The organism is Chryseolinea sp. T2 (assembly GCF_037203685.1).
GTDB lineage: Bacteria > Bacteroidota > Bacteroidia > Cytophagales > Cyclobacteriaceae > Chryseolinea.
Map to the genome: position 1 here is coordinate 757,211 of NZ_JBBCAU010000002.1, position 16,100 is coordinate 773,310.

Annotated in this window: 14 protein-coding genes; 11 read left to right on the forward strand and 3 right to left on the reverse strand. The window is 49.7% G+C overall.

What is annotated here, in order from left to right; all coding sequences use genetic code 11:
• Positions 1-99: 99 nt before the first annotated feature.
• The 4 genes from rbsK (at position 100) to WBG78_RS07995 (ending at position 5,538) form a co-directional block, all read left to right on the forward strand.
• On the forward strand, positions 100-1,065 hold the full coding sequence (gene rbsK / locus WBG78_RS07980; RefSeq protein ID WP_337325875.1) for a ribokinase: 966 nt from the start codon (positions 100-102) through the stop codon (positions 1,063-1,065).
• A 156-nt stretch (positions 1,066-1,221) separates the two neighbouring features.
• Positions 1,222-2,793 carry an ADP-ribosylglycohydrolase family protein gene (locus WBG78_RS07985; protein ID WP_337325876.1) on the forward strand — a complete coding sequence of 524 codons (1,572 nt, stop codon included), beginning with the start codon at positions 1,222-1,224 and terminating at the stop codon, positions 2,791-2,793.
• A 12-nt stretch (positions 2,794-2,805) separates the two neighbouring features.
• Positions 2,806-4,452 carry a sulfatase gene (locus WBG78_RS07990; RefSeq protein WP_337325877.1) on the forward strand — a complete coding sequence of 549 codons (1,647 nt, stop codon included), beginning with the start codon at positions 2,806-2,808 and terminating at the stop codon, positions 4,450-4,452.
• Between the two features lie 81 nt (positions 4,453-4,533).
• Positions 4,534-5,538 (forward strand): GRP family sugar transporter, encoded by a 1,005-nt coding sequence (locus WBG78_RS07995; RefSeq protein WP_337325878.1) that lies wholly within the window; start codon positions 4,534-4,536, stop codon positions 5,536-5,538.
• 75 nt (positions 5,539-5,613) lie between these two features.
• Here WBG78_RS07995 and WBG78_RS08000 read toward each other — a convergent pair whose 3' ends face one another.
• Both WBG78_RS08000 and WBG78_RS08005 read right to left on the reverse strand, forming a co-directional pair.
• Positions 5,614-6,477, reverse strand: coding sequence for a glycoside hydrolase family 43 protein (locus tag WBG78_RS08000; protein WP_337325879.1), 864 nt, complete (start codon positions 6,475-6,477; stop codon positions 5,614-5,616).
• Between the two features lie 181 nt (positions 6,478-6,658).
• Entirely contained in the window at positions 6,659-7,114 is a 456-nt protein-coding gene (locus WBG78_RS08005) for an SRPBCC family protein (RefSeq protein ID WP_337325880.1), read from the reverse strand.
• Between the two features lie 158 nt (positions 7,115-7,272).
• Between WBG78_RS08005 and WBG78_RS08010 the strand changes: the two genes are divergently transcribed.
• Both WBG78_RS08010 and WBG78_RS08015 read left to right on the forward strand, forming a co-directional pair.
• Positions 7,273-8,145 carry an alpha/beta fold hydrolase gene (locus tag WBG78_RS08010; RefSeq protein ID WP_337325881.1) on the forward strand — a complete coding sequence of 291 codons (873 nt, stop codon included), beginning with the start codon at positions 7,273-7,275 and terminating at the stop codon, positions 8,143-8,145.
• A gap of 68 nt (positions 8,146-8,213) precedes the next feature.
• Positions 8,214-9,200 (forward strand): hypothetical protein, encoded by a 987-nt coding sequence (locus tag WBG78_RS08015; RefSeq protein ID WP_337325882.1) that lies wholly within the window; start codon positions 8,214-8,216, stop codon positions 9,198-9,200.
• Positions 9,201-9,278: 78 nt separating this feature from the next.
• Here WBG78_RS08015 and WBG78_RS08020 read toward each other — a convergent pair whose 3' ends face one another.
• Entirely contained in the window at positions 9,279-10,091 is an 813-nt protein-coding gene (locus tag WBG78_RS08020) for a caspase family protein (protein ID WP_337325883.1), read from the reverse strand.
• 41 nt (positions 10,092-10,132) lie between these two features.
• Between WBG78_RS08020 and WBG78_RS08025 the strand changes: the two genes are divergently transcribed.
• The 5 genes from WBG78_RS08025 to WBG78_RS08045 all read left to right on the forward strand — a co-directional run bounded on the left by WBG78_RS08025 (position 10,133) and on the right by WBG78_RS08045 (position 15,961).
• On the forward strand, positions 10,133-11,008 hold the full coding sequence (locus WBG78_RS08025; RefSeq protein ID WP_337325884.1) for a hypothetical protein: 876 nt from the start codon (positions 10,133-10,135) through the stop codon (positions 11,006-11,008).
• Positions 11,009-11,024: 16 nt separating this feature from the next.
• On the forward strand, positions 11,025-12,251 hold the full coding sequence (locus WBG78_RS08030) for a CHASE2 domain-containing protein (RefSeq protein WP_337325885.1): 1,227 nt from the start codon (positions 11,025-11,027) through the stop codon (positions 12,249-12,251).
• On the forward strand, positions 12,248-13,147 hold the full coding sequence (locus tag WBG78_RS08035; RefSeq protein WP_337325886.1) for a hypothetical protein: 900 nt from the start codon (positions 12,248-12,250) through the stop codon (positions 13,145-13,147). Before WBG78_RS08030 ends, WBG78_RS08035 begins: the two co-directional genes overlap by 4 nt.
• Before the next feature lie 1,390 nt (positions 13,148-14,537).
• Positions 14,538-14,735, forward strand: coding sequence for a cold-shock protein (locus WBG78_RS08040; protein WP_337326249.1), 198 nt, complete (start codon positions 14,538-14,540; stop codon positions 14,733-14,735).
• A 164-nt stretch (positions 14,736-14,899) separates the two neighbouring features.
• A complete protein-coding gene (locus WBG78_RS08045; protein ID WP_337325887.1) occupies positions 14,900-15,961 on the forward strand; it encodes a fatty acid desaturase family protein in 1,062 nt (353 codons plus the stop codon).
• Positions 15,962-16,100: the final 139 nt, after the last annotated feature.

Sequence of the window (16,100 nt, forward strand, 5' to 3'; positions counted from 1 at the left end):
GCGGGTCGGCAATTCAATGACCCGGAGGCTAAATGACTCAATGATTTGTCGATTGATGAGCAGAATGAAGTATAAGATAAAACGGAGCGCAGGAATTGAATGAGTAAAATTCTGGTAATAGGAAGTTCAAATACAGATCTGATCACCAAGGTGAAGCGGTTTCCTTTGGCGGGAGAAACAATAACGGGTCAGCTTTATACACAGGCAATGGGAGGGAAGGGAGCTAATCAGGCCCTCGCTGCACGCCGGTCGGGAGGCGACGTTAGTTTTGTAACCTGTTTGGGTAGTGACGCAAATGGACGCAGTGCTTTGCAATATTATGCACAGGAGGGCCTTGATATATCCCGCGCGTTGCAGGTGGATCACGCCCCTACAGGCACTGCCGTGATCCTCGTGAACGAAGAAGGGGAGAACATCATCGTACTGAACCCAGGCGCAAACCATCAGCTTCATCCGGCCGACGTTTCCCGCCTGTCGGAAACGATTCGTGACGCATCTATCGTGATGCTTCAGATGGAGATCCCGCTGGAGACGGTTATACGCATATGCGAGCTGGCCAATGAACACAACGTACCCGTTATGCTCAACGTGGCGCCTGCACGCGAGATCAGTGAATCTCTCGTAAGCAGGATCAGCTACATCGTCGTGAACGAAACGGAAATTGAATCCATCACTAAGCTTTCACTCGACAAACACGCAGAAGATGAAGTTATCGATCACCTCCTGAGTATGGGCGCGAAAACGGTCATCCTCACGCTTGGGAGTCGCGGATGCATCGTGAAGAGCAGCACCTTCCGTCACGAGATTCATGCCTTCCAGGTGGAAACAGTTGACACTACTGCGGCCGGTGATACATTTTGTGGTGCGCTGGTGGCACAACTCAGCAAAGGCGAGACACTGGAGAACGCCATTCGTTTTGCGACAGCCGCGGCAGCGATTTGTGTAACGAGACTAGGGGCTCAGCCATCCATTCCTTTCGAAAACGAGGTAAAGGAATTCTTGCAGGCCGAAAGCAATGGCATGCCTGCGCTGAAGCGAAAGTCCGGTTCACGTTCCATCTTTTGATTTGTGATTTCAACTATAGCTAACAACGAAGTCCGGAACAAAACAACGAAGTCCGGAGCGCGGGTGAAGATTAGTGGGAGTATCGGACGAGGCAAGCTCATGCGCCCGGCTAAAGTGGGGTGCATCAATAATTAAAAAACATTATCAGTTCAGACCTTGAAGCACACTGTTTACATCCTCAACGCCTTTCACGTTACAGCATCGCTGTTACTATTTTCCTGCAGCTCACCTTCAACTCCTGTTTCTGAACAAAGGCTGCAGGATACAGTTGTGATGAAACAAACTACACTCCGCGACAAGATCAAAGGAGCCTGGGCTGCACAAACGATCGGCGTCACGTTCGGCGGACCGATCGAGTTTCAGTACAACTCAACCATGGTGCAGGACAACCAGGTGATCGAATGGTCAGACTCAACACTCTCCAGCGCATTTGCCCACAAGCCCGGACTCTACGACGACATTTACATGGACCTCACGTTCATGCAGGTGATCGAAGACAACGGCATTGACGCAACGTCCGCGCAATACGCCGCGGCAATCGGTCGCTCCAAATACAAACTCTGGTTTGCCAATCAGATGGCCCGGTACAACGTACAGAACGGCCTCGAGCCGCCAGCCTCAGGTCACTGGCTGAACAATCCCTGCGCCGACGACATCGACTTTCAGATCGAAGCCGACTTCGCCGGGTTGATGTCACCGGGTATGCCCAATGCAGCAATTGAGATCTGTGATCGCGTAGGTCACATCATGAACTACGGCGATGGTTATTACGGTGGAGTGTTCGTTGCTGCCATGTACGCAGAAGCGCTTGTGTCAAAATCATCAGCCGAACTCCCCGCGATCATTGAACGAGCCCTTAAAGCTATACCTGCAGAGAGCCGTTTCTCGCAATGTATTTCGGACGTTATTGCCTGGCACAAGGAAGCCCCGGACGACTGGAAGTCGACGTGGTATAGAGTCAATCGCAAGTGGAGCACCGATACCGGTTCACCACTCGGAATCTTCAAGCCATTCAACATCGACGCGAAGATCAACTCAGCCTGGGTAGTACTTGGCCTGCTGTATGGCAACGGTGACTTTACACGCACCTTCGAGATCACCACGCGCTGCGGCGACGATGCAGACTGCAACCCTGCCTCTGCGGGTGGCATCCTCGCGGCAATCGTCGGATTTGATGCAATCCCCGACTTCTGGAAGAAGGGGCTTGACAAAGTGTCCGATATCAGCTTCATGGGCACCTCCATCTCACTCAATCAGGCATACGACATCTCATTTAAGCACGCAGAGAAAATAATAACTAAGAACGGAGGGGAACTCAAGGGTGACAACGTTGTGATCAAACGCCAGGCGGTTACCACGGTGCCACTGGAGGTAAGCTTCCAGGGACATTACCCCGTTCAGCGAATTAACCCCGTGGTTACACGCAATACGATCACCTTCTCATTTGAAGGAATAGGTTTTGCGCTGGTAAGTCCTCCGAACCTGAAAGACCTTGGTGACAGGAGCCACGTGTTCGACACCGAAGTCTATATCGATGGGAAACTTACTGATAAGGTAAAGCTCCCCACAACCGAAAACGGTCGCCGCTTCACGCCCTTCTGGAAGTATCAGCTTCCCAAAGGAAAGCACAGCGTCGAGATCCGTATACTGAATCCGGTAGACTTTGCGCAACCGGAGATCAACTATGGAATTGTTTACAACGACACACCCTCTACAGTATCATTTTAATCAGCCGCAGACATGACCATTAAAAGAATCCTATCAACGCTCCTGGCAGTGGCCGTCACTGCAACAGTGAGCATCGCCCAGGTAAAGAAGCCGACGGCCAGCAAGCCGCCAAACATCGTATTCTTTCTGGTAGACGATCTCGGCTGGCGCGACGTCGGTTGCTTCGGAAGTGAATTCTACGAAACCCCCAACATCGACAAGCTTGCTAAAAATGGCGTGAAGTTCACAAACTCTTATTCCGCCTGTCACGTCTGCTCGCCTACACGGGCAAGCCTCCTGAGCGGAAAGTATCCTGCTCGTATCAATCTAACGGATTGGCTACCGGGCAGAAATGACTTCGCTTATCAGAAGCTTCAGAATGTAGAAGTGAATCAGCAGATCCCGTATGAGGAAACTACTCTTGCCGAAGCGCTGAAGGCGAAAGGCTACAGCACGGCAATCGTCGGCAAGTGGCACCTCGGTGAAGCACCTTCTGATCCAACGAAGCACGGCTTCGACATGCACATTCCAGCCGGCTGGTCCAAAGGCTGGCCACTCGCTTATGATGCTCCTTTTAAGCTTCCAAACTACGACGGCAAGCCGGGCGAGTACCTTACTGATCGTCTTACAACGGATGCGCTGCAGTACATCGAAGATCACCGCGATCAGCCGTTCTTTCTTTACTTCTCTCACTTTGCCGTACATGATCCTATTGAAGGCCGCAAGGACCTCGTCGAAAAGTATAAGAAGAAGCTTGCTGCCAAATCGGCCGACAAGCGGCCTCCCTACATCCTGGAAGGAAATCCCGATAGCGATCCCCTTACAATCGAAGAACGGGTTACCCTGTTAACAGACAGCGCCTACAAAGGCTTCAGTCAGCTGCCACGCGGCACCGTGAAAGTGAAGCAGCGCCAGGACAATGTTCAATTCGCCGCCATGGTTGAAGCGATGGATGAAAGCCTCGGTCGCGTCATGGAAAAACTAAAGCAGCTGGGAATTGAAGAGAACACTATCGTGGTCTTCGTCTCCGACAACGGAGGCATGTCTGCCGGAAACTTTGGAAGACCGAGTAAGGTACTCGATCCTCGCACACCCGATAAACATTTCTCGACTTCCAACCTGCCATTGCGCGGAGCAAAGGGCTGGATGTATGAAGGAGGAATCCGGGTTCCGATGATCGTGAAGTGGTCAGGAGTGAAGTCGCCGGGATCAACTTGTACCGTTCCCGTCGTATCGATGGACTTTTTTCCATCGCTGCTCGACATGGCCGGATTGCCGCTGCTTCCGCAGCAGCACGTCGATGGCGTGAGCATCAAGCCATTGCTGCAGGGCAAAAAGAAGCTTGAGAGAGAGGCGATCTACTGGCACTTCCCGCATTACTCAAATCACGGCATGCAGAGTCCCGGTGGCGCAGTGCGCGCCGGCAAATACAAGCTGATCGAATACTATGAGAACGGAACGGTACAGCTGTACGATCTCGAAAAGGACCTCGGTGAGTTGAATGATATCTCGAAGCAGAATCCCGCGAAGACGAAAGAGCTAACGGCAATGCTACACGCCTGGAGACAAAGTGTTGGTGCTAAAATGATGGCACCTAACCCTGACTACGTTGCCGGCCGCGAACCCTGGAAAGGTTTCAAGTACGACATCCCCGCCGGCGCAAAAAGCGGCAACCACTAGTAACTTTATTATCACACTAACCACTCTGATTGCCCTGAGTACTCAAAATTCTTAATTCTTAATTCTTAATTCATAATTATCGTGTATATCGTAGGGAGTTATTCCGCCGCTGTTTTCTTTTGCATCATCACCATGATCTGCTGGGGCTCCTGGGGCAACACCCAGAAGCTTGCAGGCAAGACCTGGCGCTATGAGTTGTTTTACTGGGACTATGTCATCGGCATTCTCCTGCTCTCACTGATATTTGCGTTTACGCTGGGGAGCTTCGGAGAAAACGGGCGACCTTTCCTCAACGATCTGGCTCAGGCCGAAGGGGCCAATATCATCAGTGCGTTTATAGGGGGCGTTGTATTTAACGCCGCGAACATTTTGCTCTCTACAGCAATTGCTATTGCAGGCATGTCAGTGGCCTTTCCCGTTGGCATTGGTATCGCGCTGGTGCTTGGTGTGATCATCAACTATGCGGCTTCGCAGAAAGGCGATCCTACTTGGTTGTTTGTGGGTGTAGGCCTGATCACCATTGCCATCATCGTGAACTCTATCGCCTACAAGCGACTCGCTACAGGTACCAATCAGAAGGTCTCTACCAAAGGACTTGTCGTGTCGATTCTTGCCGGCGTGCTGATGTCGTTCTTCTACCGGTTCATTGCCTCCAGCATGGATCTCGAAAACTTCCAGGACCCGGCGCCTGGTCTGATGACACCGTATACCGCCGTCGTTGTATTCTCGCTAGGGATCTTTATAAGCAACTTTATATTCAACACGATCCTGCTCCGTCGACCAATCAGCGGTGAGCCCACGAGCTATAAAGAATACTTCAAAGGAAGCTTTAGCACACACCTGGTTGGTGTGTTCGGTGGAATCGTCTGGGGTGTTGGGAATTCATTGAATCTTATCGCAGCAGGAAAAGCAGGAGCGGCAGTGTCTTACGGTCTGGGACAGGGCGCTACACTCGTCGCAGCACTTTGGGGCGTATTTATCTGGAAGGAATTTAAGAACGCGCCGCAAGGTGTGTCGAAACTGATTAGCATTATGCTGCTGTTGTTCCTTGCAGGGATTGTTTCAATCATCTATGCAGGATTGTAGAAGCAAAGCAACACGAGTCCTGATATAAAATTATCCCAAGGCGATGGAAGTAGGGAAAGCACAGTATGGGTGTTGTTATCCAATACCCTCCGTCGTCATAATGACGCGCTGAATCGTACCGTCGTTGTTGTAGAAGAGTCTGTCAGCACAAATAGATCGTCTGTGACTGCCGCCCTCGGGAAGACAGCCATTGTGATAAAAGAAGTAAGATGAACCATTGAAGTCGACAATAGCGCCACGGTTGGTTTCGCAGTTGCCGGGAACTTCATTCAGGATGCCTTTAAAGTCCCAGGGCCCGTGAATGCTTTTGCTCATGGCGTACGCAAACTTTTCCGGAAAGTCATAGCCGAATGACAAATAGTACCAGTCATTGCGTTTGTGCAGATGAACGCCTTCCTGAAAGTCGGGGAGAGCAACAGGTCTGATGCTGCCGTCTGTTTCGATCATGTTCTCCTTTAGCTTCACGTAATAGCACGTACTCTTCCCCCAGAACAGATACGATTGTCCGTCATCATCAATCAAAACCGATGGATCGAAGTTGCGCCCGCCTTTGGTAAGGTCGCGGCTGGTAATGAGTGCCGATCCGCTCGCATCAGAGAATGGACCAGTTGGAGAATCAGAAACGGCAACGCCGATCGCCTCACCGTCAATGGAGCTATGAGTTGTTGAAAAGTAGAAGTAGAACTTTCCATTTCGCGCAATCATTTTCGAGGCATACGCATCCTTGTGAGCCCAGGCGAAGTCCGTCGGCTTAAGATTGACATTGTGCTCCTGCCAGTTGATGAGATCGTCAGATGAAAAGCATAGCCACTCCGTTAGTACATATCCGGGATAGTGCCTCGGAGCCTCATCGTGCCCGGTATAGACGTACACTCTTCCGTTGTAAGAGATGGCCGTCGGATCAGATGTGAACTTGTGTCGTATGATTGGGTTGCCCATGCGTCGTGCCTTTTTCGTTTCGCTACTTTTACATTTTACATTCAGAGTTTTACATTTTGCGGTTAACTCCCATAACACACAAACATAACCGCATTCTTGTCATCTGTCTTTCATCCTGCAGTAGATTCAGCATTCCAGTTCGTAACCGTAAAATGTAAAACTCTGAATGTAAAATGTAGAACTAAACGGGGTAGATCCCACTTAGCACTTTGTTTCTGTGCTCAAATATTCCCTCGAGCTTCGGCCCCACAAAAAGCCGATTCACCAGTCGTCCCAGAGGACCGAACGGCACTTCATAGTTCACTTCATCCGTCATTTCAATGCCGCCATCGATCTCGCGGAATAGGTGCTGATGATGCCAGAAGGCATAGGGACCCCGGCGTTGTTCATCTACAAAGAAGTAAGGTTTCCGGACGTGCGTAATCTCCGTTATCCATTGGACAGTTATCGTGGGTGCTACGGTCACCTTATAACGGATGATCTGTCCTGCATACATTTCTCCCTCATGCGGCGGTGACGTGATCCTGAAGTTCATCGACGCAGGAGTAATGGTCGCAAGGTTCGTTGGGTCGGAAAAGAATCGCCACGCACCCGCAAGATCAGTCTTCAATATTTGCTTCCGCTTGAGTGAATGCATGTTCAGAATGATTTGAAGTTTGATCACAATATCTCCATCGAAATATCATGCCAGAGGAAGATAACAATTAATTCCATCGTTTTTGCTTCTCACGCACGATGAATCTCAGGCACGAAACTGGCGAGGATAGCTGCTAGTGATTCCTTAATGCATAATCCGTGGATTGCCAGATATTCAACAGAAACGTTACCGTCGATGGTATTGATATATTCTACCGGGAGGCCAGAGACAGATCAAATCCCTCATTACTGCTGTTGCATGGATTCCCCACATCGTCGGTGATGTTCAGGAGCCTGATGATTTCTCTCTCCGACAGTATCCACGTCGTTGCGCCGGATTATCCGGGTTTCGGCTTCAGCTCGTTTCCATCAATAAATACTTTTGACTATTCGTTTGAAAACTTGTCGGTCTGTATGAATCGGTTTACAGAGGCAATCGGTTTGAAAACTTTCAGTGTTTATCTCCACGACTACGGTTGCCCTATTGGACTTCGCATGGCGGTGAGGAACCCGGAGCGGATTGAGCGTTTGATCATTCAGAATGGCAATGCATACATCGAGGGCATCGGACCACAGTGGGACGAAACGCGCGACTACTGGGAGCGCCCCACCGACGAGAAAAAGATAAAGGTTGCTGCTTTCTTAAGTGCCGATGGCGTCGCAGCACAGTACACGGAAGGCCTGCCGAGAGAAATGCTTGATCGCATCAGCCCGGAGTTGCGTATCCTCGACTGGGAGCGTATGAGTCGTCCCGGCAACGTCGACATGCAATTCGCTCTGAACTGTACGTTCAAAAGCAATCTGGAAATGTATCCAGCCTTCCAGGAGTACTTTCGAAGGCATCAGCGTCCGGCGCTGATCATCTGGGGCCGGCACGATGCATTCTTCGACGTGGCCGAAGCTTATTGCTATCAACGTGACTTGCCGAACGCGGGAGTTCATATACTGGAAGGCGGGCATATGGCGCTCGAGACTAACTTTAGCGAAGTGCTGGAACTCGTCAGGGGGTTCATGTTACGGCTTCCGACATAAATATCAATCACCTGATTACTTATTCTCAAACTATTTTATAAATTCATCATCCCACTACCCGCACCACCATGTTCTGCCCCCATACCGCTCGTTGTGTTGAGCTCCCTTCGCGCTCCAGGCTTGCACGTATTGCTGCTTTGATTGTTGTCGTCTGGGTTTTAGCGCCTGTCAACTCCATCGCTCAACAGAACCGCCACCTGAGCGACGCCAGACTGCTTAAAATGCTCGACTCCCTCGACCGCCTCCTCGTCGCCAACACACGTGCTTCAGCAACGCTTGTGAAATTGGGACAGGTTGAATTGTACAGTTCCAATAGTTTTCAGTCCACCGACTTCCAGTTCGACAAAGACGGCAACAGCGCCAACTACCAGGGTAGGGCACACATATTCAATTCATTCCTTCAGGTGAATATCGGCGTCTCGAAGAAGCGAAGGGTGAACGTTGGTCTCGAAGGAATGTATCGCCGCTATCGCTACGACTTCCAGGGTGATAAAGACATGTTCTCTATCCTGCAAAACGACACAACAACTTTGCAGAACTTCACGTACGCTGGTGCACGGGTGCGCGTTCAGCCGTTTCGGCAATTGTATAATTTCACCTGGCATTCCTTCCTGTGGGCGCCGTTGGGCAGCAAGGACAAGCAACAGCAGCTAAGGACGACGAAATATGTGTGGGGCAACACACTGTTCTGGTACAAGTATTTTAATCCAAGCGTTGGCATCATGGCGAATGCAAGCGGCATGGTAATGATGCCGTCTGCTTCAACACCTGCTGAAGATAATGACACGGAGTTCCTGTACAATTTTGGCGTGACCCTGAGCGTCATTCCTATCCGGAAGAACATCCTCTTTGGAATAGTTTCCTATAGCAGATCAAACAAGGATATCGGAACTCTATTTGAAGGAGCTGACACAGACTTTCTGGAAGTGGGGGGCGGTTATCAGCGAACGTTCAGTAAGCGTTTCTTCGCTAATGTGAGCTACACAACGGTAGCGCTGGCACACAATTTCTCGAAATGGAACCAGCTTAATGTAGGGGTCAGGTATTTATTCTAAGCTCCTTCACTCTCACACCGTTCTTCACTCTCACACTGTTCCTCACTCTGATTCTTGTTCCTCACTCTGAACTCACTCTCAATTCAGCGTAAAATAAAAATCTCCCACCAGCGCCGTATTCTCCCAGGGAACCTGTTGGTTCTTCGACTCCTCCATCACTTCGCGCCTCACATTCTTCAGCACCTGTTCTATCGACAGTCCGGGCACATTCATGTATTTGATGAGCTTTGCCGTGTAAATGCCGTTTCTTCCCGTGCCGTCAGAAGCGGTACGGCCGGGCGCCGTTGAGAAGGCAATGATCGACCCCGTCGGTGCGTCTTCCCTTGCCATGCCCTTTTCTCCCGATCGCGTAAAGGCTTTGAACGGATTGCTTCGGCAGGCATCAAGGATCAATATGTTAAGACGGTTCTTCGATGCCTCCATATAGTTGAGCACAGCGCTCACTCTTACACAGCGGCTGGCAACATCACTTTTCTCCTCCAGCACTGCATCGATCGGGATCATGTAATTGTCACCGTCAACCTGTACGCCGTGGCCGCTATAGTAGAAGAGACCGACGCCACCGTCCTTTATCTTTTCTGCAAAGCGCTTTACCGCATCGCGCATCTCGAGGTACGTTCCATTCACAACCGTTTCAACATCGAACCCCGTGCGGCGCAAAACATCGCTCATGTCGCTCGCGTCGTGCTCCGGATTTGTGAGAGGAGAAATTGCGTAGTTCTTATTGCCGATCACCAGCGCCACGCGCTTTTCTGATGAATACTCCCTAAGGCTGTCGGCCTTTCCCGGGCGGATCTCGTAACGGACGATTTCACTCGTGGCAGTAAGCTTCTGTTGTGCCTTCGCCTGAAACAAACATAGGATGAGAGTTATGACCAACGCGCTTTTCATGCGGGGGATATTTACCTAAATTACGTGAATAACTCCCATGCATGAAAAATGTTTTTGCAGCCACGGCACTCCTGTTAGCGATTCAGTTGGGCTGCGCTCATTATATGTCGGCGCAAATTATCGGTGAAGTACGGCACGAACCATTTTATCAGAAGATCATCGTGAACTACGATGTGCAGGGACTCGCCTCCAACCAACGGCTGGAAGTGGCTCTGTTCTGCTCCGACGACGGGTTCAAGAAATCTCTGACTGCAGTCTCGGGCAACGGTGTAGGCCCCGACATTGCCGGCAATGGCGAAAAGACGATTGTCTGGGACGTTCTCAGAGACCGCAAGGAGTTGGTGGGCAACGTTTCGTTTACGGTGAAGGCAATATTGTCGGAGGCTCCTGCCAATTCTGTCGGAAGGACGGCTGTCGTCGCTCAAACGCCTGAAGAGAAGAAGGCGATTGTTTATCATGACTTCTCCACGACAATGAATGATTATATCAATGAAGGGCGTAATCTCGTTCGTGCATTCAGCCAGGCACGCGAGCAGATATTCGACGACCCTGCCACGGCAAAGAGAGTTACAGAGTCAGTATATCGCTACAACAACGTCTATGAGCGACTAAATACCAACCGGACTTCAATAGAGAAGCAGGTGCTGACTCTTTGGGGATCTGAGGCACATACTGCCGTGCAGGGAATTGATGATTACGCCCTCGGCGACCTGCACAGTGTAAATGTGCTGGCGTTGAACGAAGCACTCATGTTAGTGAGAGATCTGGGAACCGGTAACATCAACGGTCGTAAGAATGAAAAAGAGGCACGCGACAAAGTTCTTCGGACAGTTGAATACAATACGTCGGAACTCGACAAGCGACTGATAGAACTTCAGCGTCGGTATGCTCGAATAGCCACAATGCTGGAAAAGTAAGACACAGAGTACAATCATGAAGCGCAAGTGGCTAGTATATGTTGTTTGCCTGGGCCATGCGCTCTTCATGCTGCTGCTGTCGTGGTGGTGGCTAAGTCTCAATTACAATCTCGAGCTTGAAGACAATCTCGTTCGATGGACATCACTGGTAAAAAGAATACTTCCTTTCACCTCAACACATGATCCCGGGAGGTTATCGGCCTATACCTTTGTCGACATCAGCGGTGCCAGGATGCTTGCCGATCAACCGGCCGGACTTGGTAAGGACGCCATCACGGATCGCCGTCAACTGGACTCTTTGCTGCAGATCATCAGCCGTGCAACGCCAGGCCCGGACGCCGTAATCTGCGACGTATTCTTCGACCGCGCTACTGATCAGGACTTGCAACTGCAGAAGTCCATCAACAGGATTCCGGGTATCGTATTCCCCTACAGTTTCGGTGGCGACAGCGTCGTGCTTCCTGCAGTACCGGGTATCCCGTCCGCCTATTCTGCATACTACTCTTCGTCGGGCGTGGGACTAAAAGATTCATTTCTGAAATTTCACCTGATCGAGGGCGATACAATGAAGTCTATTCCTCTTCGCACTTATGAATGGATCAGCCATAAACAATTAAGGAAGCGCGCGGGGCTGTTATGGGGAGGAGGGAGGCCGATGTCGAATACTGTCATCCCTGACATCAAGATCCTTCCTGTAGAACTGTCGGACGAGCAGTTTAGTCGTATCATTCCACTTGAAGACTTACTCGTGCTGAACAACGATGAGGCTGCTGGCAAATTCTTTTCAAATAAGATCGTGGTCATAGGGGATTTTCAAACAGAGATGCACACGTCGATTTACGATCAGATACCCGGAGCCTTGATTATTGTGAATGTACTGGAGTCGCTCATCGCCGGCGAAGTAAACTTCAGCTATCTGATGCTATTTTATCTGCTGGCATGTTACGGCGTGCTGAGCTATCTCGTTCTGTATTATGAGGGCGGTCCCGGATCACTTGAGGAGCGGATCACGCGAATATCCTACCCGTTGGTCGGAAGCGTTGGTTCGCGCATGCTGGGGTTTTCACTCGGCCTGTACATTGTCTCGATTATTTGTTATTTTGTATTTAACGTTCATACCGACATTCTTCCAATGGCAACCTACCTAAGCATGGTATCCCTGATCCGTCGTAAAGGTCAGGCGCCGCTCAGGAAGATCGTACGCAAAAGGCGTAAAGTTGTGGGAGAGGCAGTAAATCAATGACCAGGTACAAGCAATCTTACACCACCGTGATCAATACGAACAAAGTAAGCAAACGCAGCTCATTGATAACAATGATTAAATGGCTGATGCCTGCGTGCCTGGTAGCAATGAACATTGCCGCCTTTGCACAGGACTTGTACATCTGTAAGGTACAGGGCCTCGTCAACCTCGATAAGGTTCCACTTAAAGTCGGCGACAAGGTGCCGCTCAAAGATGCCACCGCTTTTGAGTTTGCCTCTGAAAAGGACTACGTCGTATTGATCAGTGCCGAGAAGGGGCGCTGTGTTGTTTCGCCCTCGCAGGGAAGCGCCACGGCAAGAAAATCCAGCACTGACAATCATCTTTGGCTATTCGTCAAGGACAACCTCGTTCCCTGTCCCAAAGTAAATTCTCTTTTTAGTCGCGGAATAGAAGAAGACGTTCGTGACTACCTGCGCGACGGCAGATGGGTCATGCTGGACTCGCTCGTGGTACCGCTGTCGGCTGCCTACATGAACGATGATCAGACATTCAGGATCTCTTACCACGCAGGCAACCGCGATGTAGCAAAAGACTATATTCCAAGACGATCATATCCATTCCTCGTATTTAATCGCGAAACCTTTACCGTAGATAAAACATACTGGGACCCGTCGCACTTACGAGACATCTCAATCGCCCTTCATGACACGCAGTTTGACATGACCAGAACACTGATCAATCTTTCAATCACATCTCTTGGCAGTCCGGCAATACTTGAGGAATTGCGCGCACTTCGTTACGGCCTCGTCGAATACACCAAAGGAGACGGCGACAGAATGAAAAATGAAATGAGGTCTCACGTTGAGCAATACTACGGGAACATCGATGGTGATACTTTGACTCGCCTGATGGAGAAATTGAGGATTGAGAATTGAATTTCCCGGCACCCCTACACGCAGAATTAACCTCAGAATGCAAACGAGCTTAAAGTGTGGGAAAGCAAAGCCGCAGTCTCCCGTTCCTGTGGCGCTCCGCGCTGCCTCGGAATTAACCCGGCTACAACCACTGAGTGTTCAAAATGAAACCATAGTAAACGAACGAACCTTCCAAATCAACGCACGTCCCGAAAACTCTAAAACTCCCATTCCTCCCGACCCTGCATTTTATTCGCGGCGGTCCTACACACTGTAACGCATCAGAATATCAACGGCGCCACTGCACATTGACTGGAAAAAGACATCGAACGAATTTAAAGCGTGGGAAAGCAAAGGCGCAGTCTCCCTTGTCTCGGAATTAACCCGGCAACAACCACTGAGCGTTCAAAATGAAACCATAGTAAACGAACGAACCTTCCAAATCAACGCACCTCCCGAAAACTCTAAAACTCCCATTCCTCCCGATCCTGCATTTTCCCTGGCAGCCCTGCGAGCTGCACTACTTGAGAATCCCACGCGACTATAAAACGTCCCGGCACCCCTACACGCAGAATTAATCTCAGAATGCAAACGAGCTTAAAGTGTGGGAAAGCAAAGCTGCAGTCTCCCGTTCCTGCGGCGCTCCGCGCTGCCTCGGAATTAACCCGGCTACAACCACTGAGCGTTCAAAATGAAACCATAGTAAACGAACGAACCTTCCAAATCAACGCACCTCCCGAAAACTCTAAAACTCCCATTCCTCCCGACCCTGCATTTTATTCGCGGCGGTCCTACACACTGTAACGCATCAGAATATCAACGGCGCCACTGCACATTGACTGGAAAAAGACATCGAACGAATTTAAAGCGTGGGAAAGCAAAGGCGCAGTCTCCCTTGTCTCGGAATTAACCCGGCAACAACCACTGAGCGTTCAAAATGAAACCATAGTAAACGAACGAACCTTCCAAATCAACGCACCTCCCGAAAACTCTAAAACTCCCATTCCTCCCGATCCTGCATTTTCCCCGGCAGCCCTGCGAGCTGCACTACTTGAGAATCCCAACCGACTTTACGCGTGGGAAGCAAAAGCCGCCGTTACCCGATCAGCGGTAGAAACAACCGTACGTGCATAGAAAATGCCTCAAACCGGGCATTTGGCGCTCTTTTATGTCGAAGTGCTGAACCAAAATGCCTGCTGCGTTCTGATTTAAAACATTAAACAGAGATAATTAGGTTGCCCCGGAATTAGGCGCTACCTTTGTACCATTGCAGAAGAGGGCCAATTGCATCGCGCCCACTTCTTTCTATAATTCTCACCTGTACAGTTTCCTTTTTTCGTTTACGAATTCCAGGGCGCCGCAGTAGTTAAGAATAGGCATTTTATCAGCCGATGCGCTTTTATCACATATTATCATGGAAGGAACAGTAAAATTCTTCAACGAGGCCAAAGGTTTTGGCTTCATCAAGCCCGCTAACCCCAACGAACAAGAGATTTTTGTTCACGTTAGTGGTCTTACAGACGAGATTCGCGAAAACGACGAAGTCGAATATGAAGTCCAGAAAGGCAAAAAAGGCCTTAACGCGGTGAACGTTCGACTATTGAACTAATCATCACCCGGTGCAAGAGGCCACTTAGAAAGAGTGGCCTTTTTTATTTGTTAGCCTCGGAGTTTTTTGAAGCAGACAATAAATCTCTCGATCACTAAATGGCACCGCTTTGGCCGGTCGTTATTTATAAAACTCATTTTCACTTTTAAACTCTGATCGGCGTTATGCTCAAGTACAAGTTCGATAATAGTCACCAGCAGCTGTTTCCACCCCTCAAAAAAAAGGTCGACGAGTACTTCAGCGGCGTACGACATCCGGCAGGCAATCAGAAGCTTTATGTAAAAGCGTCGCTGCAGGTAGGGATGGCCATTTCTTTGTATGTGCTGCTTGTCTTTTTTACGCCGCCGGCATGGATATCGGTGGGCCTATGCGTTGTACTCGGAATCCTACTTTCCCTCATTGGTTTTAACGTAATGCATGAAGGCGGACACCAAAGCTTTTCCAGGCACGCCTGGCTCAATAAACTTTCGTCATACTTTCTCAACATACTCGGCGGCAACCAATATTATTGGAAAATTAAGCACAATCAGAACCATCATACTTATACCAATATCGAGGGGATGGATTCAGACATTGACGTCAAACCGCTGATGCGTTTGCACGAAGGCCAGCCGCACCGTTGGTATCATCGTTTCCAACACATATACTGGGTCTTTCTCTATGGTATCTCATATCTCGTGTGGGTCTTTTATGAAGACTTTCAGAAATACGTGAGCGGGAAGATAAACTCAAACAGTGAGGCTAAGAAGATGGCGCCGCGCGAGCATGTCATCTTTTGGTTTACAAAGCTGATGTATATCTTCTGTTATATCGTTGTGCCAATAATCTTCGTAGGATGGGCGTCATGGTTGGTTGGTTTTCTGATCGTCACTTTCGTTTGTGGTCTGGCTATAAGCATTGTATTTCAGCTGGCGCACGTGGTAGGCGGCACGTCATTTCATTCAGCAGAAGGTGGTACCAGTGATTGTGAGTGGGCTGTGCATCAGCTTGCTTCCACTTCTAACTTTGGGACTTCCAGTAGATTACTTCACTGGTTCCTCGGTGGACTCAACTTTCAAATCGAGCATCACCTGTTTCCCCGTGTCAGTCACATTCATTATCCCGCGATCAGCGTATTCGTGAGGGAGGCGTGTAAGAAGGCGGGAATCGCATATCACGAACACCGCACCATGATGGGCGCTATCGTCTCGCATGTTATGCTGCTGCACAAGCTGGGGAGAGGATAAACTCCAGGTCACAACGTGACGCTACACGAAGCTTGGTCGTCATCATTATCACAATCGTTTTTATTTGTTGTTCCTACTGATAAGCAAGCTTCGGTGGACGCGGTTTTTATTTCTTATTCAGAATACGATTTTTGCCTAT